Origin of the sequence: Marinifilum breve (genome assembly GCF_003202155.1) — a bacterium.
GTDB lineage: Bacteria > Bacteroidota > Bacteroidia > Bacteroidales > Marinifilaceae > Marinifilum > Marinifilum breve.
The window spans coordinates 332,788-359,604 of the sequence record NZ_QFLI01000006.1 but is presented as its reverse complement, the minus strand read 5'-3'; the positions used below and the strand labels follow the sequence as shown (position 1 = coordinate 359,604).

Genomic DNA, 26,817 nt, shown 5'->3' with positions numbered 1-26,817 from the left:
TTAATGAAGCATATTTCTCATCCAATGCTTTCTTCTCTGCTGCCAATCTTGCAGCTTCTTCAGCCTGTCTTTGTTGTTCTGCCAAAATCTCATCAATTTTAGCAATTTGTAACTTTGGATATTCTTCCTCTAATTTTAATGCCAAAGCATCCGCATAAGAGGTTTTCGCTGAGGTATATTCTTTTGTTTTAAATTGTGAATCTGCCAAAGAAATGATAGCTGCATATTTCTCATCCAGAGCTTTCTGTTCTGCAGCTAACCTTGCAACTTCTTCAGCCTGCCTCTGCTGCTCTGCCAGTAATTCTCCAATCTTTGTAATCTGTGATTCTGGATATTCCTCCTCTGCTTTCAACTCCAAAGCATCCGAATAAGAGGTTTTCGCTGAGGTATAATCTCCTGATTCGAACTGAGAATCTGCCAAAGCAATTATAGCTGCATATTTCTCATCCAAAGCTTTCTGTTCAGCAGCCAATCTCGCTGCTTCTTCAGCTTGTTGTTGCTGTTCTGCCAACAACTCATCAATCTTTGTAATCTGTGATTTTGGATATTGTTCTTCTGCCTTAACAGCTAATGCTTCATTGTAAGCCATTTTGGCTTCATCATATTTCTTTCCTCTAAAATTAATATCCCCTTTTTGAATAGCAGCCTTATATGCCTGTTCTTTAGCCAAACGTTGTGCTTCTAATTCTGCCGCTCGCCTTCTTGCCTCTGCTTTCGCCTTCTCGATAGCTTCCCGAATCTGCGCATCATATTCCGTATCATATTCAAAATTATCCAACTCCTTATCGTACATGATCATTGCCATCGGCTGATCAAAGATTGAAAGATCTAATCCTTCATAGGCAGGAAAAAGATCAATTGCAAACTTAAATGGAGGAAACTGACTATCTCTACTTAGCACATCTTCGGGAACAAATGTAGAAACACTAACTCTTTTAGTTACAAAACCTTCCTTGTAGAATTCAAATATATAATCATGTCCAAAATCCATTTCATAATTGAACTTACCATTGTTGGGAATGGTTTTAGTTTCTAATTTATTTGCATTTTTATAAATTGTCAGAAATGTATTATCAATACTCCCATTTTCTATTTTCACTTTTCCGGTTACAGAGTATTTCTCTTGTGCAGAAATAGAAACATTAGAGAAAACCAATAAAATGACAACACACAATTTAATTATAAACTGCAGATTATATCGAGAAAAATTCATATTTATGGATCGTTTAAGAATACGTTTAAACCAATTCATGTTTTCAACGTTTTATTCATGTACTTATTATTCCTGATTTAAAAGTAGTTTCCATCTTTTCATTGGGAAACCTTTCCTAAATCACAATAATCGTAAAGTTATAATTTTGAAGCGGAATTGGGATATAATAAACAAAATAAAGCTGTTTGCCTAAACAAACAGCTTTATAATCAAAGTGAATTTGTGAAGAGTATTATACTAATAATGCCTCAAAAGTATAGCTAGAAGCATATTTCTTTAATAAACGTGTTTCCTCCGAGATACAAATTTGTTCTTTGGTCTTTTCATTTATGCCATTGTAAAAACGTGCCATTTTTCGGTAAAGACTCGCTGTACATGAATGATATTTTGCAAATTCGCTTAACTCAATTGCCTTGTTAAAAAACTCCTCAACTTTCTGTCCCTTGCTCTTTTCCTGATAACAAGTACTCAAAAATGAGTTGTAATATATTTGGAGGTAGTAATTTTGAGATGAGTTAACTTCACTTTTACTGTGTAACAAATAGTCAATTTGTTCTTTACTTAAAGTCATTCCCAACGAATACTGTGCAAAAATCTTATAGCATTGTAACAACTTATAGTTTGAAGACCAAGTCTTATCTCCTTCACTTTTATACAAATGTTCTGCATCATCAACCAATTGTAAAACCTTATGGTATGATTCCATATATGTTAATGCCATACACAGAATTAATTCAAACTCTCCGTCAATTGCACTATTTATTTCAGCATATTTTAAATATGCCATTTCTCTGTAATAGAACAATTTTAATAGTTCAATATCATCAGTTTTATTTCCTATGAAATGATTGTACATTAAAACTGCTGCCAATCTTATTGCAATGGTAAATCCAGAACAGCTTGTATCTGCTTCTTCTTGTGCCAATTCATTGTAATAAGCCGTTGCCTTGTCTGATTCATAGCTAAACATTGCAGACATCAGTAACAAACTTAAAGATCTAATTCTTAAGTTTTTTGTTGCACCATTTTTTGCAAATATTTCCAAAACTTCCTTCGATTGATCTTTAATATTTAAAGTATCAGAAAAGGCTTTCGAAAATATTTTCTCTGACTTCTTATTTTCAGCTAAATGCTGAATTAATTCAATCTTGTATTTTTCTGTGTAAATTGAAGAGTTAAATATGGTTTCCAATACACATGGAGCAGATATAGTATCATCGCTTAATTCAAACAGATTTTTTAATTCCATGTGTTTACCACTCAAAAATGCTGATTCCAGCAAATAAGAAATTAATCTATTTTTCAACTCATAGCCCTGGTAATCCTTATCAACTTTTTTTATTAGCTCAAAGTCCAATTCTCCATTTTTCTCAATAAGACTTATTCCAATTAATGTTTCAAATAGTACCTCGTTGGTAATCTTTACATATTTGCAATAATTGTTCTTTTTATTGGTAGAGATGTATTCTGTGATTATTCCAAAAGATAATAGCTCCTGATAAGCAGCATAGTAATCTCCGGCTGTTTTTAAATGAATTGGGTATCTTTCCCTTAGTTCTAGTTTTTTAGCTGAAGTCCCTTCTTTACCATGACTTATTAGGTCAAGAACAGAATATAAAATATCAATTTTCTCTTCCGAATAGCGTGAGTAATAAACCTTATTCTTGATGTACTCATGCATCAATTCATATCCTTTATTTAGTTTATGAATATTATTCGGTGAAAAAAGTTTGATAAACAATTCAAGGAAAAATGGATTGGATATAACCTTCTTTTGTAAGTAAGTTAAATCGTCAACACTAACATTTGGCGCATATTGAAGGTTTAAAGTTTTTTCAAGAACTCTTTGAATCTCTTTATGATTTAATGGCGGAATATTTGCCTCATTTATCTTCTCTGAATCATCATTTAAATCATACCAACAATCTTTCAAAGCATTTGATTGGAAAACGAACGGCATCGCAAACTTTTGCCAGGTTGTATTTCTTGAGGTTAAAATCAATTTAACCTTACCAGAATCCTTAAAGTTCAAAATAAACTGCTTAAGCTGTAAGAATACTCTCTCCAACTTAAAATTGTCATATGTAATTTCGTCTAAAGCATCAATCACGAAAATAATTCTACTCTCACAAGCTTCAGGATGTTCAAGAAAATACTTTAAAGAATCTTTGTGGGTAAATTTAAGCTGATCCTGCAACCAATCTTCCAGCTTAAAGTCTGCATTTAAAAAACTAATCATCATAGATGCATTCAAAAACAGAATCACATCTTCATTTTTCTTATTAAGCCATTTTCTTTCAAACCACTTGGCAATCATGGTCGATTTTCCAAATCCACCTGGCGCAATAAATGCCAAGGCACTATTGCCTGATTTCAAAAACTTTTCAATTCTCTGCTCTGACTCTTCTCTCGGACTAACCGCTTTAAACGGAATTCCTGATTGACCAGAGATGTATTTGTAAGTATCCGTGCTAAAAGAAATTGCTTTGTTGTAAAAATCAGTCCAGTTTTCTTTTGGTTCAATTTCTTCTTTAGGTTGATATTCCCAGTAATTACAAAAATGTTCCCAACTTTGGTAACCTAGGTAACTGGATAAAATATTTAGTGTGTATTTGGCAGGTGTAGTAGTGCTTTTTAAAAAACCGAATAATCTTCTAATTGTAGTAGTACTGATTCTGCTACCTGTTTCTTCACAAATTGTATCTGCTAAAAATTTGCAATCCTTGGTATAAACCAAATCTTCACCAAATTTTTTGAGAATTTCAGATTTTAATTGTTCAATCATAGTAGTGGTTCTTCAATTTCACCGTGAAAATACTGAAGAAAAACAGCCTTTTCAATGTATAATTCGCCACTACGTAATACTAATTTCCGAATACGTAATTTGAGTTTGTGAATACGTATTTCTATTTTTTAGAATCTGGTAAAAAATCAGCGATATTCTTTAATCTTTTTAGGAACTCAGCTTTTCTACCTTCCGATATTTCAATTTCCTCTTTATTCTCCAGTACCACTTTTCCTCCTCTTCCCTTGACGTAATTATCAACAAAATTCAAGTTGATTAAATGCTTGTTGTGCACTCTACAGAACATATCGGAAGGAAGTAGTTCTTCGAAATTAGATAAGGCTTTTGATACCATAATTGAGTCCTCATCTAAAAAATAAAAGTGAGTATAACTACCATCAGCTCTACAGTATACAATTTTTTCAATCTCTACTACTTTTAATCCATTGGAAGTTGGTAATACAATCTTTTTATTCTGATTATTCAAACTATCAAACAATACCTGAATCTTTTCATTCAAGTCCAAATCTTTATGATTTTCTTTGTAGCGTTCAACAGCAGCCTGTAATTCTATGTAATTAATTGGTTTGAGTAAGTAATGTAATGCAGAAAATTGAAAAGCCTTTATTGCGTAATCGTTAAAAGCGGTTGTAAATACGACTTCGAAATCACGACTTTTGACCTTTTGTAATACTTCAAATCCATTTCCATCTGGCATCGAAATATCTAAAAAAACTAAATCCGGATTCAATTCATTTATTGATTCAACTCCTGATTTTACATTATGTGCAAACCCAACAATTTCAATCCCAGTACAATATTTTTCAAGCAATTTGTGAAGAGTTGCCTGACTCTTCATCTCATCATCAATAATTAAGGTTCGAATCATAAGCGTAATTGTTTTTTATAGTCAGAATCGAAATATAAATATACAAAAAAAGCGCCCGAAACGAGCGCTATTCATTAACATTCTTGTTTTTTTTATTCATCAATTCCTATCTGATCAAAAACAAAAGCATATTCTAAAGCTACTTCTTTTAATCTTTCAAATCTACCCGATGCTCCTCCATGTCCGAAGTCCATATTGGTTTTTAACAACAATGGATTTTTATCCGTTTTCATGTCTCGAAGCTTAGCTACCCATTTGGCTGGTTCCCAATACTGAACTTGCGAATCATGCAATCCAGTTGTTACCAACAAAGCTGGATATTTTTGTGCCTTTACATTATCGTAAGGCGAATAAGAAAGCATGTAATCGTAATATTCTTTGTTCTTAGGATTCCCCCATTCATCGAACTCTCCTGTTGTTAAAGGAATAGATTCATCCAACATGGTAGTTACGACATCAACAAATGGAACAGCAGCAATTACACCTCTATACAATTCTGGTTTCATATTCACAATTGCCCCCATTAGCAAACCTCCTGCACTTCCACCCCAGGCAAATACTTTGTCTTTTGCAGCATATCCTTCTGCAATCATGTGCTCTGCGCAAGAATTAAAATCGGTAAATGTATTTTTCTTTTTCAATAGCTTACCATCTTCATACCAGTAGCGTCCCATTTCTTGACCGCCGCGAACATGAGCCGTTGCAACCACAAAACCTCTATCCAATAGACTTAAGCGAACTGAACTGAAGTAAACATCAGAACTAGACCCATACGAGCCATAGGCAGATAACCAAAGAGGATTTTTCCCCTTCTGAAACTTGTCTTTTCGATACACCAAAGAAATTGGCACCTTTGTTCCATCCTCTGCTGTTGCCCACAAACGCTTGGCTTCGTAGTTATCTTTATTAAAACCGCCAAGAACCTCTTGTTGCTTCAAAACTGTTTTCTCTTTTGTTCCCATATTATAATCTATGGTTGAACTTGGTGTAGTTAATGATGTATATCCATAACGCAATACATCTGATTCAAATTCAGGATTAGCAGAAATCCATGCATCGTAAGTTTCCTCACCAAAATCAAGATAGTGCTCTTTACCGCTTTCCCAATTGCGAATTCGAAGTTGGTTTAATCCATTTTTGCGTTCGCCTATAACCAGATAGTTCTGGAAAATTTCAAAACTACTTAAAAAAACATCCTCTCTATTAGGAATCATCTCAATCCAATTCTCCTTTGTTGTTTTACTTACAGGAGTTTTCATCATACGGAAATTCTTCGCCTGGTAATTCGTTCTGATATAAAAATGATCCTTGTAATGAGCAATTCCATATTCCAAATCTCTTTCGCGAGGCTGAATCACCTTAAATTCACTATTAGGCTTGCTTGCATCAATATATCTGTATTCTGACGAAACAGTACTACTTACCCCAATCATGATATATTTTCTTGATTTGGTCTTATAGCAGAAAGTATAGAAAGTATTATCCTTCTCTTCATAAACCAACTCATCATTCTTCGAAGAAGTCCCCAATACATGTTTGTAAACTTTGTAAGGCAATAGTGTTTCAGGATGTTTAACTGTATAAAAAACGGTTTTGTTATCGCTTGCCCAGGTTATTCCTCCTGTTGTGTTTGCGATTTCATCAGTGTAAACTTTATCATCAACTAAGCTCTTAAACTTTATTGTGTATTTTCTTCGGCTTAGAGTGTCCTCTGAATAGGCTAAGATTTTATTATTCTCGCTTACAGAATAACTACCAATACTGTAATAGTTAAATCCTTTTGCCATTTCAGGAACATTTAACATGATTTGCTCTTTAGCATCCAGTTCCCCTTCTTTTCTGCAATACAAAGGATACTCTGCATCTCCTTCGGTTCTGCTATAGTAATAATATCCGTTTGATTTTGCAGGAACTGATTCATCAGTCTTTTTAATGCGAGCTACCATTTCATCGAAAAGTTTCGTTTGAAACTCATCCGTATGCTTCATTACCGCATCGCAGTAATCATTTTCGGCATTCAAATAATTAATAACTGTAGAGTCTTCACGCTGATTTAACCAGTAGTAGTTATCGATTCTGGTATCGTCATGAATTTTTAGTTCTTTGGGAATTTTTTGAGCAACCGGAGGATCTGGCAAATTAACTTTCTGGTTGCATGCCGCCATAAACATAGCCATTATGGCAATGCTTAAAATTGATTTTGTTTTCATGTTTAGTTAAAATTTAAAGGTACAGGTTAATTAAATAGAACTCTAAATTTAACAAAAACATTCCAATGATCAATAATTATTTTCTAATAAGTCAAGATTATGAAGAAGTTACTTTGAGATAAGAAATGGCCAATCGTATTTTATAATACTCTATTTCCTCGCCCATGTACATGTATAATTCTTTGATGTTTTCGGTATAATTTAGGGAACGAAATGCATTTTCAATCTGCTCCAATTCACGTGAACTGAAGAATTCATACAAATCAACATCAGCTCCCTTTTCATACAAAGAGGCCAAATGAGAATATATTGTAACCGGATTTACTTTTCGGATACTGGCAATTTCATCAACCGAAAACCCTTGCTTATAATATTCGTAAGTTTTGTAGAATGATTCTCCGCTTTTTTTGGCTTCACGATTTTTGCTTTGCTGAAAATTTAAGATTTCATTAATAAACAATTCTCCATAAAGCTGATATTTTCGAACACCAACTCCCGAAATCAATTTCATCTCGAATTCGCTGGTTGGCTTATCCTGTGTCATTTCATGCAGTGTAGCATCCGAGAAAATCAAATATGGCGGAATATTCTCATCCCTCGAAATTTGTAATCGCAGTTTACGAAGAGCCTCAAATAAACCTTCCCGATCAATCTGCTTGCTTGTCTTTTTCTCAATTGGTTTAATTACAGGCTCTGATTTCATTGAAGCCAGATGAACCAATTTCACCAATCGTTCTCCAAAAAGTACTTCTTTGGCTTGTTCTGTTAATCGCAAGGCATTGCCATGATCATAAGCAACAGTTATATAGCCAAGATTTAATAGTTGAAGTAGATATTGCTGCCAATCCTGATGAGCAATGTCTTTTCCTGCTCCGTAGGTTTTAATTTGGTTGTATCCTTTGCTAATGATATCCTGACGCGAAGAACCTCTTAATACATCAATTAAAGTACCGGCTGCAACTTGCTCTTTTAAACGAACCACTGCGGAAAAAGCTTTCTGTGCAATTATGGTTCCATCAAACAATTGAGATGGATTTTTACAAACATCACAATTGCCACAATCCTCTTCCAAATGCTCTCCAAAATAACTCAACAAAATTTTTCGTCGACATATTTGAGCATCGCAAAACTGCTGAATACGTTCCAGTTTGGCATGCGAAACCTCTTTGAGCTTGGATTCATCGATAAACTTACGATGCACAATTACATCGGAAAAGCTATAAAATAGAAGTGTATCTGCTTTTAAGCCATCGCGTCCTGCACGACCAATTTCCTGATAGTAGGACTCTATATTTCGAGGCAAGTTATAATGAATTACCCAACGTACATTTGATTTATCGATTCCCATACCAAATGCAATGGTAGCACAAATAATAGGCACTTCATCGTTAATAAAATCCTCCTGTCGTTTGGCACGCTCATCAGCTGACAGCCCTGCATGATAATAAGCTGCATTTACACCTGCATTTCTTAATTTTTCGGCCAAGCCTTCCGTAGCTTTCCTGCTTAGGCAATAAATAATACCTGATTGATGTGGGCGCTGACGTAGAAAACCTAAAATGGATTTGAACTTATCACGTCCTGGAGCAACAGTTAAACTCAAATTTGGTCTGTCAAATGAAGAAATAAATCTCTCTGGATCTGCCAAATTCAACTGTGAAACAATATCCTTCTGCGTAAGGTTATCGGCAGTAGCCGTTAATGCAACAATAGGTACATGAGGAAACTGTTTCTTCAGATAGGCCATTTTTGTATACTCTGGTCGAAAATCATGTCCCCAAACCGAAATACAGTGTGCCTCATCTACAGCAAATAAATTTACTTTAAGTTGTAACATCAGGTAATAGAAATCCTGGCTTACCAGTTTTTCCGGAGAAACATAGAGCAATTTTATTTGACCTGCAATGAGTTTTTCTATGATTTCAGCCTGTTCACCTGAGGTTTGCGAACTATTCAAATAATCAGCAGAAACGCCATTGGCACGTAATCCTTCAACCTGATCTTTCATTAAAGCAATCAGAGGAGAAACAACAATGGTAACCCCCTCCATGATTATAGCAGGAATCTGGTAACAAATGGATTTTCCTCCACCCGTTGGCATAATCACCAAAGCATCGTTCCCTTGCAAAATGGAATTGATTACCTTCTCTTGCAATGGACGAAATTTATCGTATCCGAAATATTTTTTTAATGCGTTTGATGCTGCTGACATGCCTAATTTTTAATTGGGATGACAAAGCTAGTACAAATCGGCTGAAGAATAAAGAAGAACTTATCAACAATCCCTAATTTGAACTATTCTACTAACTCTTAAGCATGATAAAAAACAATATGATTTTGCAACATATTAAGATATTTAAAAAGCTGATAAAGATCATATAAAAAAAATGCTTGAATAATATACATTTGCAGCGAATAACAAACACAATCATATAACCTTAACTATGAACGCAATTAAATCTATCAAGGAGACAGATTTTTTGAAGAAACGAAGGTACGAAGCCGTGATGTTTCTTCTGACATTTTTCGGAATATTTGGATACATTGGCCATACAATGGGTGTTTCCAATATGCTGAATACCATCATGCAAACAGCATGGGATTTGCTAATGAATACTGTATTCTACATTATGGGAATTACGGTTCTTTCAGGGGCTTTAGGGAAATTGTTAATCGAATTTGGTGTAGTTAGATTATTGGAGAAAATGCTTGCTCCATTAATGAAACCATTATTCAATTTACCTGGAGTTGGAGCATTGGCAGGAGTTCTTACCTTTTTATCGGATAACCCAGCTATCATCAGCTTGGCAAACGATAAAAACTTCAGCAAGTATTTCAAAAACTACCAATTGGTATCATTAACAAACTTTGGTACAGCTTTCGGTATGGGTTTGATCGTGATTACCTTTATGTCAACTCTTAAAATTCCTGGTAATGATGAAAACATGTTTATTCCAGCATTAATTGGTTTGGTTGGAGCTCTATTTGGAGCTGTTGTTTCAACCAGATTAATGCAAAGGTTAATCAGAGGAAAAATTCCTGTACGTACCGACAATGATTTTGAGGGTGCGACTGAAAAAATCAGCTTTAAATCGGAAGGTAGCGTTTTCTTAAGATTCCTGAATTCGATTTTGGATGGTGGTAAATCTGGTGTTGACCTTGGTTTGGCAATTATTCCAGGTGTTTTGATCATTTCTACCATGGTAATGATGCTAACATTCGGACCTAAAGATCCAACAATGGGATACCAAGGTTTAGCATACGAAGGTGTACCATTACTGCCTAAGTTGGCTGGATATGTTTGGTGGTTATTCGAAGGCTTATTCGGATTTAAATTCCCTGAATTGATTGCTTTCCCAGTTACATCCTTAGGTGCAGTAGGAGCTGCTTTATCGCTTGTAAAAGCATTCCTTGCAAAAGGCATTATCGATGGTAACGTAGTAGCTGTATTTACTGCAATGGGTATGTGTTGGAGTGGTTATTTAAGTACGCACACAGCAATGTTGGATACCTTGAATTATCGTGAATTGACTTCTAAAGCCTTACTTTCTCATACCATTGGAGGTATTTTGGCGGGTACCTTTGCCCACTACCTATATGTTCTGGTAAGTATGTTGCTTTATTAAAATATTATCACACCTAAATAATAATGCCATCTCGTTAGAGGTGGCATTTTTTTATACATTAATGGTAATTATTAGGGATTAAGTAAGAATTAACTCTTCCATTAACTCCTTAACTTTAGTTTTGAGCATCAATCATTAAATACATTTCAAATGACAATTCTAAAAAAGTTATTCTACATTCTAATTTTAATTGGTGTTGCCTCGTGTAATTCTTGTGACAAATCAGATAGCAATACCGATGCGAGAAAAGAGGAAGTACCAAGTCCACCAGCAGGAAAATATTCTGCAATTTTTGGAGGAGGCCCTTTTTATACTGGTGGTATGGAAGTGATCAACGATTTAAAATCATCAGGTTTTTCAACTGTAATTTTATGGACCATCCACATCAAGGAAGATGGAAGTATGAATTACAACGACACCCCAATAATCAATTCGAAAGGTGAATTTATTGGTGATCCTGAATGGAAATCTCGATTGGAACAGTTGGCAACAGCTCCTACATCTGTTGATAGAATAGAATTGGGAATTGGTGCCTGGGGAGCCCAATCGTGGCAAGTGATTAAAGACTTAATTACCAAAGATGGTACCGGACCAGACACAAAACTATATAAGGCCATACAAAAATTACAAGATATTACTGGTGCTACAGCGATTAACTACGATGATGAAGTTACTTTTGATGTTGCTTCAACCGTTGAGTTTACATTAATGTTAGCTGATATGGGATTAAAAGTTGGTTTGTGCCCATACAACGAAACGGAATATTGGAAATCGGTTTATGAGCAAGTTGAGGCTAAAAAACCAGGAACCATCGACCGTGTTTATCTGCAATGTTATGCTGGAGGAGCAAAAAATAAACCTTCGGAATGGAACCAGTACTTTGGAAAGCTAAAGGTATCGTATGGACTTTGGTGCCGAAATGGTGAAAACTGCCAAAATGGAGATAATCCTGCTACAATTGGTGAAAAAATTACAAGTGAAAAAGAGAATATCGATGGTGGATTTATTTGGTTGTATGATGACATTCAAAAGTGTGCAGCTTATGGCAAGTCTAGCTCATATGCGAAAGCCATTAATGATGGATTAAAATAGATCACACAATATATAACTGTAAGTGCCATCTCTATTGAGATGGCACTTACTTATTTTTCAAAACATTTTTAATTTGTTTTTTTCCAAATCTGAGTTTCTGAAAGGTTCTAATATTGAAAATAGCCCTTCGCTGACTTTCTGAAAGGAAATTACATTGTTTTTTTCCGAAATCTGAGTTTCTGAGACGATTTACATGTGTTTTTTCAGAAATCTGAGTATCGCAAAGCAATTTTTGTTGAAAATTTCACTTCTCCGAATTTCTGAATACATTTTTCATTGTAAAGTCTCCAAATCTGAGTTTCACACTCACTTTTTCAAGCAAATGTTTTGTTCCACCCATGTTCTCACTGCTTATTTTCTTGTCAACATCAAGATCTGAATTTCTGAAGCACATTTTTCCTTGTACCTCTGCCAAATCTGAGCTTCACTCTCATATTTTCAAGACTAAATGCTTTCAGAAGGCCAATTTAGTACACACTCCTACTCCATAGTGACAACCGTAATACCCGATCCTCCCAATTGAATTCTCTCGTCTCTAAAATGACGAACCAAATCAACAGTTTGTAAATAATCTCGAATCAATTGACGCAGAATTCCATGTCCTGTTCCATGCAGAATTCTAAATTCCTTAATGTCCAACATGATGGCTTCATCCACATGATCCATAACAATTTGTAAAGCTTCATCGCCACGCATTCCTCTTACATCAATATCCTGACGGAAACTCAATTTTCTTTTCGAGATGCGTTCCTGAACCAAAGCCGAAGTTTGATTGTAAGTTTTCTCCTGCTTTTTCAGCTGTGACTTGGAAACTTTTGAAAGGCGCTTGGCTTTTACTGAAGTTAAAATACTTCCGAAAGCAACCACAGCTGTTTTGTCGTTGATCTCAATTACTTCACCAACGGTGTTCTGATTATCCAACTTCACCATATCACCTTTCTCAATCACATCCGGATTGAATTGCTTCTTGGCTTTGGCAATTGGTTTCGAAGTAGCAACTTTTTCTGTTGCTTCTGTTGCTTCTCCTTTTTGGCCTTTTCGCTTTTCGCGATTCTTCAGTTTCTGAATTTTGCGATTGATACGCTCCTCTTCCTCTAATTCGGCTTGAGTTAGCTGTACCTTCGTTTCTTCGAACTGTTTTCTTGCCTTCTTGGTTCTCTCCTTCTCGGCCTTGCTTTCTTTAATTTCGCGAATCGTCTTTTCTATGGTCTTATTCGCATTCTGAAGTAAATCCTTAGCCTCCTGTTGTGCTTTCTCGATAATATCCTTACGAAGCTTACTCGCATCTTTCAGCTCCTTGTCGTATTGCTCAACCAGTTGATTCAACTTTTTCTCGTTACGACGGATTTTATCACGCTTGCTTTCCCAGTAACGCTTGTCGCGAACAATATCACGCAAGTGCTTGTCAAAATTGATATGATCTTCACCCACTTTCTCGGTTGCATCTTTTAGGATTTCCTCTGGCAAACCAATTTTTCTCGCAATCTCGAATGCAAAAGAAGAACCTGGCTTCCCTACCTGCAATTGGAACAATGGTCGCATTTGATGAGAATCATATAGCATAGCACCATTTTCAATTCCATCTGCTTCCGATGCAAAGTGTTTCAATCCTGAATAGTGAGTTGTGATTACCCCACAAACTTTTTTCCTGTTCAGTTTATCCAATATCGATTCAGCAATTGCTCCACCCAGTGCTGGCTCGGTTCCTGTCCCAAACTCATCAATCAACACCAAGGTATCTGTATCCGAATGACGCAGGAAGTGCTTCATGTTCATCAGGTGAGAACTGTATGTACTCAAATCATTCTCTATGGATTGCTCATCACCTATATCAATGAAAATCTTATCAAAAATTCCGATTTTTGATTCCTCTTCCATCGGTACCAAAAATCCACATTGGAACATGTATTGCAACAAGCCTACTGTTTGCAAACAAACCGATTTACCACCGGCATTTGGTCCTGATATTAGAATAATTCTCTGCTCGTTAGATATCTGAAGGCTCAGTGGAACAACTTTTCGCCCTTCGTTTTGTAAGGTTAAAAACAACAAAGGATGTGTGGCCTTTTCCCACAACAATGTTGGTGTTTTTACCATTTTAGGCAATAAAGCTTTAACCTGAATGGCAAACATGGCCTTGGCACGAATAAAGTCGATTTTAGCCATGAACTCATAAGCCAAAAACATATCATCGATATACGGACGAAGTTGCGCTGTAAACTCCTGTAATATTCTAATGATTTCGCGACGTTCTGCATACTCCAACTCTCGAATTTCATTGTTGGTTTCAACAATTTCCGATGGTTCGATATAAGAAGTTTTACCGGTTGCCGATTCATCGTGAACAATCCCTTTAATCTTTCTTTTGTATGCCGAAGGTATTGGAATAACGATACGTCCATCGCGCAAAGAAAGGGCTACATCCTGATCAACCCAACCTTCTTTCTGAGCCGCACGCAGCATAGACTGCATTCGTTTTGAGATGGTAGATTGCTTTTGAATTAAAGTGCTTCTGATGTGTTGTAGTTCAGGAGATGCGTTGTCCTTTATTCTTCCGTTTTTGGTGATAATTCCATTAATCCTATCGAAAATATAAGGGTACATTTTCACGTTCCCTGTCAATTTCATCAGGTATGGATATTCATCTTCCTCCTTTTTTTGAAAGAATCGTAAAATAGAAGAAATAGATTCCAGGGATCGTTTTAAATTATACAGTTCCTCCAGTTCAAGATAAGTTCCCTCAATTCGAACTTTCTCCAAACTTTGGCGAACATCTATAAAGTATCCCAATGGGAAATTCTCCTCCTCTAAGCAAATGGTTTTAAATTCGTTGGTTTCATTCACCATTCGATTCACATTCTTGTATGAATTCGAAAATCGAATTTCATCAACCAAATCTCTTCCCAAGGAACTTAAACATTGTTTCTTAACCAGTTCTCTTACTTTATCGAACCTAAGTTTTGTCTCAAAATTTTCCGGATATATCACGCGCTATCTTTCTGTCTTTATTTTATTTCTTGCAAAATTAACAAAAGTGACGGATAGGCAAAAAAGAAAGGAATAACACAATAATGTATTATTCCTTTTATTTCATTTCTTTATGGGTATTAGTAAAGATCTATAAAATTCCCTTTTTTATCCATCCTAAAAATGGAACAATACCTTTTGCTGTTGCCTTTATAGTCATATTCATAATTTCCATACTTCTGGGTATTGATTAACAACAAATAAGAATCATCTGATTCAAACACCCAATCTACTTTAAATGAATGATCAATTTCGAATATTTTGGTTTTTTTATGAAGACTTCCAAAACCATTTTCTACAAGTCTTTGATTTTGAAACAAGGTGATATTATAATCCTTAAATTGCCATCCCCAAATTCTCCTGTCATGACAATTATTAACATCATCCGATGGACCACAGAAATAATCGTCTTGAGAAAAGACTTCAACGGCATCAAATTCAAAACCTCTTTTCATATTTATTTGATAATTATTGTTGTAATTCCATTGTAGTAAAAAATCATCATCAAAAATTCCAAATACCATAACTCCAGATCCTGTTGAATTAATACCTAAATCTGAAGTGTCATAATGGTAATTCGAAAAATATGCAAAATCTCTATCCCACTCACTGTTATCCGTATTAGAATTTAATGAAAATCGTTTTTCAACTACATATCGTTTCCCTTCATAATACTCCATATTGGCATATTCAATAACCTCACAAAGTATTACAAAATCATTCTCATTTAAAAAGCCAATATCTTTAATGTAATATTCATCATCGTCCTTATAAATGGTTTTCTTTTCAATCAATTCTCCTGATATTTTTCTTCTCTCAAGAATTGCTCTGTGCCCTTTAATACCAACTATCAATAACTCTTCATTATCAAAGCTAACTATATGAGCTTTATCATATGTCATATCCTCAATTACTCTTGTGGAATTATCTGACGGATTTACAAGTACAAAGCCTACATTGGTAAGAAAAAGAATATTACCATTGTCCATCATTTTGGCTTCTAAAATCTGATTTACATTTTCCAGGTAATCCGATTTTTCCAATTCACCATCAGTATACTTGTATAGAAATACACCTGCGTTTGTAAATGACTTTCTTTTTTTGGTAGCGATATAAATGCTGTTGCCACTTTCAACCAGAGCACATCCCACTTCATCCTCTTCAACTTCAGTTACAACTTTACCTATTACATTAATCCAGATAAATGTTTCTTTTGCAGAATATCTTGAGCTGCGAAGATCAAAATAAATACGATACAAACCATTTTTATCAAAACTAATTGTTTGATCCATGGAATGATAATCCCTTTCATCATTGGTATACCAATAGATTTCTCCAGCGTCTGCAACATTACATTTTGCCTGAAAACGAATGGGAGTATTCACGGGTAGGTTTACCATATCACCCTGAATTTCTACAGGACTTATTAATTCAATTTCTAATAGTTCATTGGTATCATCATTCGAATCCTCGTCGCAAGACACAAACACAAATGCTAATAACATCAATAATACAACTATCTCTTTCATTGTTTAATATGAATTTAAAATTGCAGATTATAAACAAAAAGTAAAACCAACATTAAAAGCTAAATTTTTAGTTTTCAACTTCACATCACTATCTTCTTTATACTTCTGAGTACTATTCGAATATGACAAACCCAAATCAACGGCAATATTTTTATGGAAAAAGATTGCAAGACCTCCGCCCAACTCATAATTTGAAAGACGATAATCCCATTTATTATTATCTGTTTCAGTCGTTGAAGCTCCAACCCCTAAGCCTCCATGCAGATAAGGCTTTGTTTTACTTCCTCCATTATTAAAATAATACCTTACAAATGGACCGAACGAAATACTACGTGATTTAGTCTCATCTCCATCCTCATCCTCATTCTTTTTTGTCATATATGGAACACTTAAGCCCACTAATAATCCATCTCCAACAAAGTATCCTACACTAGGTGCAAATGCAAATTGACTGGACTCCACCTCACTTGTTGAACTTCCTCCAGATTCAAACTCACTATTCACAGAACTAAAGCCAATTCCTGATTGAGCATTGATATAAAACTTACCTTGCTCAATTTGTGCTGAGGCAACACTTGTTAATAGTAATAAACAAATTGTAGTAAAAATTAATCTCATAATTTAATATTCAGGTTATTGCCTACTCTTCAGATTTTCGGCTTGCTCTCTTTATAATTGTGAACCTTCATTATTATTCTTTACAATTCTTCTCCCAACATTCTTTGGCATAATCCGAACCTAAGTCCATACCTGATTTCCAATCAGTACATGCATCTTCTTTTTTACCCATTTGAAACCAACAAATGCCTCTGTTTACATATGCAGCAGTATACTCTGGCTTTAATTTTATCGCATAAGAATAATCAATGGCTGCAGAAGACAATCTTTTTTTTTGAAGACTAATGCTAGCTCTGTTGAAATAGTAATGTGGAACCAAATACAATTCTTCACCGTTTTTTTTACTGTAGTTAATTGCCTTACTATACTCTACAAATGCTCTATTCAATTCACCTTTCATTCTATAAATTTCACCGATGTAGTAACAAATCTCATCATCTTCCTGAAACAATGAACTGGCTTTATTGAGTAGGCACAATGAAGAATCTCTGTATTCTTCACATTTGGATGCTATTGTATATAAATACAAGTAAGGTTTTCTTAGTGTAGAATCTAATTGAATGGTCTGCTTTAGTAAAGGAAAAGCCTCTTTATACTCCTGATTTTGAATTTTCTCAATGGCTTTATTTCCAGTATCAATCGCTAAGTTTCTTTCTGCTCCAGTAATATCTCTTTTCTGAGCAAAAGTCATGGTAGAAATAATGGTGATACAAATACTTGTTAAAATTAATCTCATTAAATAATGTTTAGGTTAGTGCTTGATCTTAATTAATTTTATAAATCTCGTACAATTCTGGTGATCAAATATATTATTTTACTATAATAAATATTGTTATACTATATAATTTATCATCATTCTATTTAACAACAAAAAAGCCCACACTAAACAGTGTGAGCTTTTACTAATGCATCTTTTATTAATTACTTTTCAGCAATTTCTTTTTTACGATTTTTAACATGCTTTTCAAGCCATTGATCTTGTTCCCAAAGCATATGCATAATATTCTCTTTTGAGCGATATGAGTGACTCTCTTTTGGTAGCATTACCAAACGAACCGTTGCCCCTAATCCTTTTAAAGCATTAAAGTAACGCTCACTTTGCATCGGATAAGTTCCCGAATTGTTATCTGCCTCACCATGAATAAGCAATAATGCGTTGTTCATTTTTTCGGCATGCATAAATGGAGACATGGTATAATACACATTAGGGGCTTCCCAGTAGTTTCTTTCTTCGCTTTGGAAACCAAAAGGAGTAAGCGTTCTGTTGTAAGCTCCACTACGAGCAATACCTGCTGCAAATAAATCTGAATGTGTTAGCAAGTTAGCAACCATAAATGCACCATAACTATGACCGCCACAAGCTACTCGATTTCTATCAATATACCCCATGTCATCAACTGCATCAATAGCTGCTTTTGCATTGGCAACTAACTGAGTACGGAAAGTATCATTTGGCTCTTCATCTCCTTCACCTACAATTGGGAAAGCTGCATCATCTAAAACAGCATATCCTCTGGTTAGCCAGAAAAGTGGCGATGCCCAATACAAATAAGTAAATTCATTCGAATTTGCAGTGGTTTGTCCAGCACTTGCTTTATCCTTGTATTCGGTTGGATATGCCCACAAAATCATCGGAACTTTTTCTTTCTTCTCCATATCATATCCTACTGGCAGATATAAAGTACCTGAAAGCTCTACTCCATCTTCTCTTTTGTATTTGATTACTTCTTTATGAACACCTTCAATGCTCTTAAATGGATTGTCAAAAGATGTAAGCTGCTTTAGTTTCTTTCCTTTTAATTTTCTGAAGAAGTAATTAGGATATTCAGAGTTAGATTCGATTCTAACCAAAAGTTCTTTTTTCTTAACATCAAAATTTCTTAAATCTTCAACCTTATCAGTGTATTTTGACTGATATAAACGTTGCGTCTTTTGAGTCTTTAAGTTGAACTTATCCAAAAATGGAAATTGTCCTTCTTTAGAATATCCATCACCCAAAAGGAAAGCATTATCGCCATCTAAGGCTAATGTATATTTACCGAATTGGTTTCTTGCAGATACAAAACTTCCCGGATCACTATACTTATCCTGGTAATTTCTATCACTAATCATTTTTGGAGCAACTGAAGCATCAGAAGGATTAAAGATATAAGTTTTTGTATTTCTGGTATTCCACCAATAATCATATGCAATTGCAATATTTTCATTACCCCAGGTAATTCCAGAGAAACGATTTATGGTTTTCAAAATGCTTTTTCCATTGCCTTTAAATGGAGCTTCCAGCTGAAAAACTTCATCGCGATAATCCACTTTATTTGCAGGATCACCTCCGTCTAATGCCTCTGCATAAATTAAAGATGCAGGCATATCTGAACGCCAGCTCACATTTCTTCTTCCTTTACGAACTGCCATGAATCCCTGAGGAAGATCTTCGATCAATGGAACGGTCAAAACATCTTCAACTTTCTTTGCATCCTTTGTATATACAGTAGTTTTTGAAGGGAATCTGTAATAAGGCACCAAGTAAGAGAAAGGTTTTTCAACCACCGAAATCATAACGTAATTTCCATCAGGAGAGAAATTAACACTCTTATACATTGCTGATGGCAACCACTTTTCAGCATTCCCATCCATTTTAACTTTGTACAAATCTGACAATGCCAATTGCTCAAAATTGTACTCATCGTTTTTGTTTTTCAACAAATCCTGATACGTTCTGTTTTGCGCTTTTTTACCTGCATTTTCAGAAATGGTAGGACCTGACGGAACGGAACTTTTTGTATTAATTAATTCCTTTTTATTTTCTGGAACAAATTTTACCAGAACAGCCTCTTCATTTTTAAACCAGTTGATTGGATCTCTTAAGTTGGCATTCACTTTTGGTTCTGTTATTTGTGCTGCCGATGCTGTTGCAACATCCAAAATCCAAACTGCTACACCTTGGCTACTCGTATTGGTAAAAGCCAATTTAGATTGATCTGGTGAAAAAATAAAATTGCTTAATCTTGGATTCTTTGGCAAACCTTTTACCTGAATAGCTTCATCTGATTTAGACTTTAGCTTTCTCAGTTTAATATTATTACTGTAGCTGGTTCTACTGCCAATATTGGTTTTAGGATCAATTCTTAATCCACCCAAACGCATTTCTTCCTGAGATAATTCCTCTATTGTTTTGTATGCACTTCTATACAATAGAATCATATTCTCTTTTTGGTTATCCAAAATTACCGATGGGGCTCTCTCCACATCAGCCAATTCCAAAATATCTTTTGGAGGCTTTTGAAAATCGATATTGTTTTGAGCACTGGCATTGAGCGCTACAAAAAATATCAATACGTAAATTAATCTTTTCATTTTGTTGTTTTGATATAGTTAAAAGTCCATAAAGGACGGTTGGTTCATGTAAGGATAAAAATCAAAGATTAAATTTATGGATTTAGATGCTGAATTCAATTTCTTTTCGATAAAATTATGATCACGGACGATTAACCAATACATCTGCTATATATTCATTCCAATTTCATACATATGGCAATTCAAAATAAACTCTTATCTTAGATGGCTTTCAAAAAAAGAATCTATTAACCCAATTACCAATAACCTATATTTATGCATAACCTTAATGATTTTCTAACTTTAATTGAAGGATTTTTAGGAGGAAGCAAATGGTTTCCAATTTTACTAATCGGAACTGGCTTGTTCTATACCATCTATTTAAAGTTTCCCCAATTTCGATTTTTTAAACATGCCTTAAAAGTTGTAACCGGAAAGTATGACAAACCTGGTGAAAAAGGTGATGCATCGCATTTCCAGGCATTAACAACTGCACTTTCGGGAACTGTTGGAACCGGAAATATTGCAGGTGTAGCTTTGGCAATTTACTTGGGAGGTCCGGCAGCTTTATTCTGGATGTTGGTGACCGCCTTTTTAGGAATGACAACTAAATTTGTAGAGGTAACCCTCTCTCATAAATATCGCGAAACCGATGAAAAAGGCTTTATTTCGGGTGGACCGATGTACTACATGAAGAATAAGCTGAATATGCGATGGTTGGCTGGAATCTTTGCAGTCATGACCATCTTCTCATCTTTTGGTACTGGTAGTTTGCCTCAAATTAATTCCATTTCCAATTCGATGTTTACAACATTTGGGTTCAACAAAATGTTGGTTGGAGGAATCCTTACCGTTTTGTTGGCATTTGTAATTTTAGGCGGGATTAAACGTATCGCCAAAGTAACGGAACGATTGGTTCCTACCATGGCGATCATCTATTTTGTAGGAGCATTGGCAGTAATCTTTTACAATTACGAAAACATTATTCCTTCTTTCGTATCCATATTTACCAATGTATTTACAGGAACTGCTGCTGTTGGTGGTTTCCTGGGGGCTGGTTTTTCTTATGCCCTAACCAAAGGTGTAAACCGTGGTTTATTTAGTAATGAGGCTGGTCAGGGATCTGCGCCTATTGCCCATGCTGCTGCAAGAACAGAAGAACCTGTTTCGGAAGGTATGGTTGCTATTCTTGAGCCATTTATCGATACCATCGTAATCTGTACACTTACGGGGTTGGTGATTCTATCATCAGGTGTATGGACCGAAAAATTGCCAAACCAGTTTCAACCAACCGATATGGTGGTGATGGCAAATCAGTACGATGACACCAATGAAGAAGATCGTGAAAAACTATATCACTATTTAGGGGGAACTTCAGATTTACCTGTGTTTACAGGTGATTTGATTGTTGTGAATGGTGAAATCAAAAATGAATTAAGCATTATTAATGCTCGTTCAGTAGCAGAGAACATCAAAATTTATGACTCTCAAGACAAACTCTACAATGGTAAAGTGGCCATTTCCAATGGAAAATATTCATCAAATAATGGTGTAACATTTAAAGGAAACTCTCTTGTACATTCGGCACCATTAACTGCCGAGGCATTTACCCGAAGCTTATTGGGCGATTGGGGAAAATGGATTGTTTCCATCGGCCTACTTTTGTTTGCCTTTTCAACTGCAATTGCCTGGGCCTATTACGGAGGACGTTCGGTTACCTATCTGTTTGGTGTTAAAGGTGTGCTTCCTTATCGCATCATTTATTGTATAGGCTTTTTTATTGCATCCTTTGCTGATACAACAATCATTTGGACCATTTCCGGTATTACCATCGTTCTGATGGCTTTGCCTAACCTTATCGGGATATTAATGCTGCATAAAGATATGAAGTCAACATTAAATACTTATTGGGATAAGTTCAAAAAAGAACATCCCTCAGAAGTATAATAAAGACATTAAATAATTAATAAATGAGCTCTTCCGTTGGCGGGAGAGCTTATTTAATTTTTTGACGACCTCTTCCGCTGGTGGAAGTGATCATTTATTTTTTTGACAAGCTCACACACTCGCGGAACACATCATTTATTTTTTTGAGGAGCCCATCCGCTGACGGAAGAGCTTATTTAATTTTTTGACGACCTCTTCCGCTGGCGGAAGTGATCATTTATTTTTTTGACAAGCTCACACGCTCGCGGAACACATCATTTATTTTTTTGAGGAGCTCATCCGCTGACGGAAGAGCTTATTTAATTTTTTGACGACCTCTTCCGCTGGCGGAAGTAATCATTTATTTTTTCGACAAGCCCACACGCTCGCGGAACACATCATTTATTTTTTTGATGAGCCCATCCGCTGACGGAAGAATCCAATTCATTGAAAAAGTATGGTTGAACGCTTTAAAATTCAATACTTTATTTTTCAGAAGGCATTTGGCCTGAATATCTGTGTCTTTTTTTGTATTTTAAATCGAACAAAACAATAAAGGTTAACAGTTATGAAAGAAATAGATTGGACCAAATTTGTTCGAAAAATCCATATTAAATCATCCATTGATAAAATATACAAATGCTGGGCAACTCAGCATAAATTGGAAAGATGGTTTCTAAAGAAAGCAGAATTCAAATCAGCAGATAATTTGCCCAGAGCAAGTAAAGAATTTATTCAAACTGGGGATACCTATTCTTGGCAATGGTACAACTGGGAAGGTATAGAGAAAGGAAAAATAATAGAAGCCAACGGAAGAGATAAAATCGTTTTTGCTTTTGCTGATAATGAAGTGGAAGTATTGCTGACAAGAGAAAAAGGCATGACTTTAGTTTGCCTTACTCAAAGTAAAATTAAAACAGATGAGCCAAGCAAAATGAATAATTTCGTAGGCTGTAGCAATGGATGGACTTTTTGGATGACCAATCTAAAGGCATACCTGGAATATAAAATTCTATTGCATAACAAAAGTGATGATCAAACATTGAATCCAAACGATGGTTTCGAGTACATTAACGTTTAAATATTACCAATGCTTCATACCTATTCTAACAAAAGAGATTCATCCTACTTTTCATTTTCGGATGAAATCCAAAATAAAAACCAGACTTACAAAATATTTTGGCAGCGAAGCGGATGTTCTCGTTTAATTGTTGATGGAATTGCCTACACAATTAAGGAGAACCAAATTCTTTTCCTCACACCTCTTAATCAGCTTGAGGTGGAAGAAATCAATTCCACTTTAAATCAATTATCATTCAATCGAGAATTTTACTGTATCCAACAACACGATCAGGAAGTATCATGCTATGGGTATTTGTTTTTTGGATCATCAGAAGTTCCAATTGTTTCATTGGATTTGAAAGATCAGGAAAGCTTTGATTTGTTGATCAAGGTGATTCTTGAAGAATTTGAAAATTCGGACCATATTCAGGGAGAAATGCTTCAGGTACTGCTAAAAAGGTTCTTGATTAAATGCACCAGACTTGCTCGAAAAACATTGACAAATCCAGATATTAATCAGGATAAATTGGATATCATTAGGCAGTTTAATGTATTGGTTGAAATGCATTTTAAACAAAAACACAAAGTTGCTGATTACGCCGATTTGCTAAATAAATCGCCTAAAACCATTTCAAATTTATTTGGAGAGTATAATGATAAAACTCCTTTGCAGGTAATTCAGGAACGCATCGGCTTAGAAGCAAAAAGATTGTTCATTCATACCGATAAAACCGCAAAGGAAGTTGCCTATGAGCTAGGCTTTGATGATGCGGCCCAGTTTAGTCGTTTTTTCAGCAAAGTGGTTGGTAAAAGTCCAACTGATTTTAAAAAAAGTATGATAATTTAATCTAAAAGGAAAAATTGCCAAGCCAGTGGGAAGAATTGCCATTCTTTCCGCTTTTTATTTCCTGCACTTTTGTAATAACAAATTATTTAAGAGTATTAATTACAAAAGGATAAAGAGATGAAAACAATCAATGTACCAACAGTAAATCAACTTGATGAAAAAGCACAAAGTATTCTAAACAATGTAAAAAGTCAATTGGGTATGATTCCTAATTTATATGCAACCATTGCTTACTCGAGCGATACTTTAGAAAATTACTTGAACTTTTCGAGCAAAGCTGGTAAAGAAAGCTTTTCGGCAAAAGAGATGGAAGCCATAAAACTTGCCGTATCTGAAGTAAATGAATGTGAATACTGTTTGGCTGCTCACACAGCAATAGCTAAAATGAATGGCTTTACAGAAGAAGAAACCATTCAATTGCGTGAAGGAAGCATTGCAGACTCAAAATTGAAAGCTTTAAGCAGACTTGCTACCGATGTAGCAACTAACAGGGGAAGAGCAAGTGAAAGCAATTTGGAAGTCTTCTATGCGGCAGGATACGATGAGAAAGCCTTAATCGATTTTCTGGCAGTTGTAATGGAAATATCGTTTACCAATTATACTCACAACTTGACAAAAGTTCCTGTCGATTTTCCTAAAGCAAAAGAATTAAGCAAATCTGCAGCTTAATCAATCGTATAATATAGAACAAACCCGCCTAATTGGTGGGTTTGTTTATTTTATCACAATATCATATTGCTGTAACAATCCTGCCAGACCTTGGGCTGAAAATTTTGCTTGCTTAATTTTATTCGACTCGGGATGAATGGAGTAATTGCTTGCCAAAATCAAATCCGCTTTTTCTAAATTGGTAAACTCAAACACAGCTCCTGCCAAATCACAATTTGCAAATAAAGCGTGAGTCAAATCAGTTTCTGCAAAATCCACTTCATGTAACTGGCAGTTTACAAATTGAATTGCTTTTAGTTTAAGTTGATAAAACGAAGAAAGGTTTAGCATACAATCGGTAAAAGTAAAAGAAAGCAATAGCTTGTTGCAATCCTGAAATGCAATGCCTAACATTTTACATGATTTAAATTGAATATCCCGAAAGGCGGTATGATTCACCTTGACGTTGCTTAAATCACAGGAATCAAATTCACATTCCAAAAAAACAACATTCGATAAATCAGAGTTGGAAAATGTGCAATTTACAAAGCGGCAATTGTCATATTCAGCCATTGATAAATTTACAGTTGAAAAATCCTGATTTTCGAAAACTTCCTCTTCAATATATTCCATTCTTACGCTTCTAATAGTTCTACAATTCCTTCTCGCTTTACAATTGCCAATCCATGACGTTCGCTTGATATTCCCTCTACAAGTTGATAGGTATTGATCGGAATATCTCCTTCCAATCGAGAATCGAAATATTTTAAATCAGCTAAATTTCCTTCCAATAATTGATCTCCCACTTCGGAGATATGACTCGAAATTATAAATAAGGACCCTTTCGATTTCAAAAATCCTTTTGTAATCAATAGACTGGCATCGTAAGCGTCCTTTACATTGGTTCCTCTGAATAATTCATCGAAGATAACAAATAACTTTTTGTGAGATTTCAAATTCAAGGCAGTTTCCTTGATTCTCTTCACCTCGCTGTAATAGTGACTATAACCCAATTTGATGTCATCCGACAAGTTAATGGTAGTAAACAATCCGTTGAAAACAGACAGCTTACAACTTTTAGCTGGAACAGGAAAACCAATGTGTGCCAAATAAACTGATAAGGAAACCGCTTTTAAAAAAGTAGACTTTCCTGCCATATTGGCTCCAGTTAAAAAACAAAGGTTGTTATTACTTCCCAATTCGAAACTACAAGGAACAGGCTCTTCTACAAAAGGATGAAAAATATCTATTGCTTTAAATTCAGGAACATCAGAGTTCTTCATTTCTGGAAAATGGAAACTACTCTTCATATAAAAATTAGAAACAGACAAATAAGCATCAAGCAAATAGGTTCTCTTTATTATTCTTTGCAGCAATTCTATATAATTCTTTCTAATCAAAGAATCAAATCGATTCATCTGCCTAAAGGAAATTTTCTTTTTTTTAGGTTTTAGCAATCCATTCAAGTTTTCATCCTTTCTTAACTCTTGAATTTCAGCCTTTAATTCCTCAAAAAACTCAGGAAGTTCAGCTCCTGATTGTTCAACAAGTACATATAAATTTGAAATTTGTTTCCCTATGTATTCCAATGCTCTGGAAACAATAAAGTAATCATTATTAGGTCTAAAGAAATAAGTTATCTTGTCACTCAATGCATCAATAAAATTATCGCGCAGTGGCACCGTATTTTGATTCAAATAATACTCTAAAATATCCAGCACATTGTCATTTAAACATGTAATAATTTGTTCCTTAAGCTTGCCCACAAATTCAATTGTCTCAACTCTATTATTGATCACATCAATTTCATTTGATGGTGTTTCCATTAAATGAATCAGAGCATTATAACCACCTTTTGTTTTTGTTGAATTGAATAAATTTAGAATGGAGATATCACCATGATGTTTCGGTAATAAATTTAAATCATTAACTGTTTGCGGATCTGTTTTGAATTCTATCATAATCAAATCTACATATTATTATAAACAGAAACGACCTTAGAGTTAGTTTTC

The 26,817-nt window shown here is 35.0% G+C and carries 18 protein-coding genes; 6 read left to right on the top strand and 12 right to left on the bottom strand.

Features of this window, described 5'->3' with window-relative positions:
* From DF185_RS15180 to recQ, 5 genes are all read right to left on the bottom strand, one after another.
* On the bottom strand, positions 1–1,252 hold a 1,252-nt coding region (locus tag DF185_RS15180), incomplete at its 3' end, for a tetratricopeptide repeat protein (protein WP_207784659.1).
* Between the two features lie 193 nt (positions 1,253–1,445).
* A complete protein-coding gene (locus tag DF185_RS15175; protein ID WP_110361607.1) occupies positions 1,446–3,998 on the bottom strand; it encodes an NACHT domain-containing protein in 2,553 nt (850 codons plus the stop codon).
* Between the two features lie 121 nt (positions 3,999–4,119).
* Complete coding sequence (locus DF185_RS15170) at positions 4,120–4,887, bottom strand: LytR/AlgR family response regulator transcription factor (RefSeq protein WP_110361606.1); 768 nt, start codon at positions 4,885–4,887, stop codon at positions 4,120–4,122.
* A 92-nt stretch (positions 4,888–4,979) separates the two neighbouring features.
* Complete coding sequence (locus DF185_RS15165; protein WP_110361605.1) at positions 4,980–7,097, bottom strand: S9 family peptidase; 2,118 nt, start codon at positions 7,095–7,097, stop codon at positions 4,980–4,982.
* Between the two features lie 97 nt (positions 7,098–7,194).
* Positions 7,195–9,309 (bottom strand): DNA helicase RecQ, encoded by a 2,115-nt coding sequence (gene recQ, locus DF185_RS15160; protein ID WP_110361604.1) that lies wholly within the window; start codon positions 9,307–9,309, stop codon positions 7,195–7,197.
* Positions 9,310–9,541: 232 nt separating this feature from the next.
* Here recQ and DF185_RS15155 point away from each other — a divergent pair, with 232 nt between their 5' ends.
* Positions 9,542–10,723, top strand: a complete 1,182-nt coding sequence (locus DF185_RS15155) for a CD0519/CD1768 family membrane protein (RefSeq protein ID WP_110361603.1) — start codon at positions 9,542–9,544, stop codon at positions 10,721–10,723.
* Between the two features lie 150 nt (positions 10,724–10,873).
* Positions 10,874–11,815: a lysyl endopeptidase gene (locus DF185_RS15150; RefSeq protein ID WP_110361602.1), complete on the top strand. Its 942-nt coding sequence runs from the start codon at positions 10,874–10,876 to the stop codon at positions 11,813–11,815.
* A 480-nt stretch (positions 11,816–12,295) separates the two neighbouring features.
* Here DF185_RS15150 and DF185_RS15145 read toward each other — a convergent pair whose 3' ends face one another.
* The 5 genes from DF185_RS15145 to DF185_RS15125 all read right to left on the bottom strand — a co-directional run bounded on the left by DF185_RS15145 (position 12,296) and on the right by DF185_RS15125 (position 20,343).
* Entirely contained in the window at positions 12,296–14,803 is a 2,508-nt protein-coding gene (locus tag DF185_RS15145; protein WP_110361601.1) for an endonuclease MutS2, read from the bottom strand.
* Positions 14,804–14,922: 119 nt separating this feature from the next.
* Positions 14,923–16,371 (bottom strand): hypothetical protein, encoded by a 1,449-nt coding sequence (locus DF185_RS15140; protein WP_110361600.1) that lies wholly within the window; start codon positions 16,369–16,371, stop codon positions 14,923–14,925.
* A 27-nt stretch (positions 16,372–16,398) separates the two neighbouring features.
* Positions 16,399–16,989, bottom strand: a complete 591-nt coding sequence (locus DF185_RS15135) for a porin family protein (RefSeq protein ID WP_110361599.1) — start codon at positions 16,987–16,989, stop codon at positions 16,399–16,401.
* Positions 16,990–17,062: 73 nt separating this feature from the next.
* The gene (locus tag DF185_RS15130) at positions 17,063–17,725 is read right to left on the bottom strand and encodes a tetratricopeptide repeat protein (RefSeq protein WP_133250047.1); all 663 of its coding nucleotides are present in this window, start codon (positions 17,723–17,725) and stop codon (positions 17,063–17,065) included.
* Between the two features lie 185 nt (positions 17,726–17,910).
* Complete coding sequence (locus DF185_RS15125; protein ID WP_110361597.1) at positions 17,911–20,343, bottom strand: alpha/beta hydrolase family protein; 2,433 nt, start codon at positions 20,341–20,343, stop codon at positions 17,911–17,913.
* A 255-nt stretch (positions 20,344–20,598) separates the two neighbouring features.
* Here DF185_RS15125 and DF185_RS15120 point away from each other — a divergent pair, with 255 nt between their 5' ends.
* The 4 genes from DF185_RS15120 to DF185_RS15105 all read left to right on the top strand — a co-directional run bounded on the left by DF185_RS15120 (position 20,599) and on the right by DF185_RS15105 (position 24,826).
* Positions 20,599–22,269: an alanine/glycine:cation symporter family protein gene (locus DF185_RS15120; protein WP_110361596.1), complete on the top strand. Its 1,671-nt coding sequence runs from the start codon at positions 20,599–20,601 to the stop codon at positions 22,267–22,269.
* A 547-nt stretch (positions 22,270–22,816) separates the two neighbouring features.
* A complete protein-coding gene (locus DF185_RS15115; RefSeq protein ID WP_110361595.1) occupies positions 22,817–23,329 on the top strand; it encodes an SRPBCC family protein in 513 nt (170 codons plus the stop codon).
* Positions 23,330–23,338: 9 nt separating this feature from the next.
* Positions 23,339–24,157: a helix-turn-helix domain-containing protein gene (locus DF185_RS15110; protein ID WP_110361594.1), complete on the top strand. Its 819-nt coding sequence runs from the start codon at positions 23,339–23,341 to the stop codon at positions 24,155–24,157.
* Between the two features lie 117 nt (positions 24,158–24,274).
* Positions 24,275–24,826, top strand: a complete 552-nt coding sequence (locus tag DF185_RS15105) for a carboxymuconolactone decarboxylase family protein (RefSeq protein WP_110361593.1) — start codon at positions 24,275–24,277, stop codon at positions 24,824–24,826.
* Positions 24,827–24,871: 45 nt separating this feature from the next.
* On the opposite strand, the gene DF185_RS15100 is transcribed toward DF185_RS15105, so the two are convergent.
* Both DF185_RS15100 and DF185_RS15095 read right to left on the bottom strand, forming a co-directional pair.
* Positions 24,872–25,438: a pentapeptide repeat-containing protein gene (locus DF185_RS15100; RefSeq protein ID WP_110361592.1), complete on the bottom strand. Its 567-nt coding sequence runs from the start codon at positions 25,436–25,438 to the stop codon at positions 24,872–24,874.
* A gap of 2 nt (positions 25,439–25,440) precedes the next feature.
* Positions 25,441–26,766, bottom strand: coding sequence for a MutS-related protein (locus tag DF185_RS15095; protein ID WP_110361591.1), 1,326 nt, complete (start codon positions 26,764–26,766; stop codon positions 25,441–25,443).
* Between the last annotated feature and the right edge of the window lie 51 nt (positions 26,767–26,817).